A 2,767-nucleotide genomic window follows, 5' to 3' on the forward strand; every position below is an offset into this window, starting at 1 on the left:
TTTTCCGTGAAAATGCCGCACTGGCGCGGATTTTCATCCCCGGGTGGAGGGCAAACCATTGCCCATGGATCTTTTCTATGGATAGACGAGTCTATATGGAACTTAAGAAACAGATTTATTTCGACAGTGGCTCTTTTTGTGGGGATATTTATCGCCATTCCTGAGAATATTGTACATTTTATTTCTTCTTTTTTTCTTCTTTTGATAATCAACATACTAATTACGTTGCTTTTCACCAACATTCAGTACTATTCAATAAAAAAAAGTGTTTATATACAGGGAAGAGGTTTTTTGCTAACTGCTTTTTTATTGTTCATTTTTATGCCGTTTTTACTTTTTCTTACTAGGATGGCAGATCGCATGCTAAATACAGTTTTGGAACATAAACATTTTATTGATTTTGGTGTTTTAAGTAAAAAATATTTATTAATTGTTTTAGCATATTTAGATAAAGATTTGTTTCCTTTTACATCTTTGGCAAAAATTTTAGTGCAGGGTGGTTCGGTCAGAGCTTTAGTTTCGCTTTTCGTATTTATAGGAATTCTAGTTATTGTAAATATGGGTATTTTACTATTGATCAAGAAACGAGACCATATTATTACACATCGTACAACGATGATTGACAAATTGTTAATAAAGACATATAGATGGTTAGTCATTATACTTCCTTTCATTAGTAATAAAAAGCATGTAAAATTGTATCTAGAAACCATATTTAAACATTACTTTTTGAAAAAATATATTGTTTCTATATTGGGTATTCCGTTTTGGATCACTGTTATTGTCAGTCTAACTTTTCTTCATGATCTTCCACATAATGAATTTATAGAGAAATTATCGATAATACTCTCATTGATTTTGTCGACTTATATATCTTTATCCATACCAAGTTATATTTTTAACAAATTAAAAGTCAGACTTTCATTTGATAGTGAGGGAGAATTTTTTCAGTACATGTTTGTCCATGGGGTAGAACCGAGGGATATATATTTGATAAAAACAGATACATTAAAAGTTTTATGCTTACCTACTTATTCTTTGCAGCTTTTTTTAATCCTTATATTTAGCACCGTAGATATATATATAAAATTTATAATGATACTAAGTTCGCTTTCAGCTTTTTCCTTAAAAACCAAATATATAATTTTACATTCGTTTTTAGTACCACATTATGAATATAATAATGTATCTCAAATTGGAAATTATCCTGATCAAAAATTAATTTATAAATGGATAACGGGCTTAATATTGCCATGTTCCATTCCCTTTGTCCCTATTGTTGCATGGCTAAGGGCTGTGATAGACTTCAAAGAATTTCTCTTATATTACATCTCTTGGTTATTATTGGGTCACATTGTTGTCAGATATGTTTTACAACGCACGTTCCAACAAAGGCACAAGCATTTTTCTATAGAGGAAACCTCTTATAATCGGGGAGAAAAATCAGACTTAAATAATTTTAAGAAAAACCTCACCGTATTAAGTATCGTGCCTGTCATATATATTATAGGGGTATGGCTCATTTATATGAAGTTATTTATCCTAGCATCAATAATTTTGGTAGGTTCACATATGTTCAAAAATCTCATACTCATAAACTCTTATAATAAGAAGAAGATAGGAGTGTAATAAATGGAAAAGTCAGTGATAGTGGAAGTGAAAAACCTATCTAAAATTATAAATGGAAATTATATCGTAAAAAAATTGAACTTTACTATAAACAGAGGGGAAATTGTGGGTTTTTTAGGTGAAAATGGTTCTGGTAAAACAACAACTATGAAAATGATGCTTGGTCTTACTTCTATTTCTCAAGGTGACGTTATTATTAATGGCTATAGCATAAAGAGCAATAAAAAAAAAGCTTTGAAATCAATCGGTGCAATAATAGAAACCCCTGAATTATATAAATTTTTATCAGGATATGATAATTTAATGTATTTTCAAAGGATGAGCGGCCGCATTAACAGAGAAAGTATTGCAAAAGTAGTGAGAATGGTAGGATTAGAAAATGTTATTAATGACAAAGTAAAAACGTATTCTTTAGGAATGCGTCAAAAGCTAGGTATAGCTCAGTCCTTATTAAACTCACCTGCTTTACTAATCTTAGATGAACCAACTAATGGATTGGATCCTTCGGGGATGAGTGAGCTAAAGGAGCTACTTATCAAGTTGGCGAAAAAAGAAAAAAAAGTCAGGATTGGAGATAGCGAGAGGATTGTTTATCATGAAAGACTTTAATATTAAAAGTGTAGATGATCGTCTCAAAAAAAATACTTGCCCATTGTTAAAGAAAAACTTGGGGCGAAACAACTTTAGCTATTAGTCGTTACGCTATTTGGGAGTGTGAAAATTAAATCGAAGTATAAATCAGAAATTTTTTAGAAGGCCGGTGAAAAACCGCTGCCACACACCAATTGGAGGCATTTTCATTCAGAAAAGAAAGCTGATTCTGCGAGGTTTCTCTCATTGAGAAATGGGTGGAACTCAGCGGTATTTTGCACGAAATCACCAGCCTCTTAGACCCCGAGTTCGACAGTCACTAGGCAAACAAAATGCCTCTCATCCCTTGATACCAAAGGGATGAGAGGCATTTGGGCATACGTTGGGCGTGTATCTAGGTGCGAGGATGGATGCCTAGAATCTTCGGAGGAGGCTCCATCCCTAGAGCCGCAAAGAATTGAGCCTGTTTGACCGTCAGTTCGGTTCGTTGATCAAGGTCACCGTTTTTTGAAGAAAAATGTCCAAGCATGAGACGTTCGCATTCGTC

2 protein-coding genes and 1 pseudogene are annotated in these 2,767 nt (G+C 33.1%); 2 read left to right on the forward strand and 1 reads right to left on the reverse strand.

All coding sequences use genetic code 11. The features are described from left to right. Together B4113_RS19890 and B4113_RS11465 are read left to right on the forward strand one after the other, a co-directional pair. A partial coding sequence (locus B4113_RS19890; protein WP_160331374.1) for a hypothetical protein occupies positions 1-1,629 on the forward strand: 1,629 nt, incomplete at its 5' end. Positions 1,630-1,632: 3 nt separating this feature from the next. Further along, a complete protein-coding gene (locus B4113_RS11465) occupies positions 1,633-2,238 on the forward strand; it encodes an ABC transporter ATP-binding protein (protein WP_051962748.1) in 606 nt (201 codons plus the stop codon). 376 nt (positions 2,239-2,614) lie between these two features. On the opposite strand, the pseudogene B4113_RS21210 reads toward B4113_RS11465, so the two are convergent. Next, positions 2,615-2,767, reverse strand: a pseudogene (locus B4113_RS21210) (transposase); the annotation flags it as partial.

The sequence above is a fragment of the Geobacillus sp. B4113_201601 genome (genome assembly GCF_001587475.1).
Taxonomy (GTDB): domain Bacteria; phylum Bacillota; class Bacilli; order Bacillales; family Anoxybacillaceae; genus Geobacillus; species Geobacillus icigianus.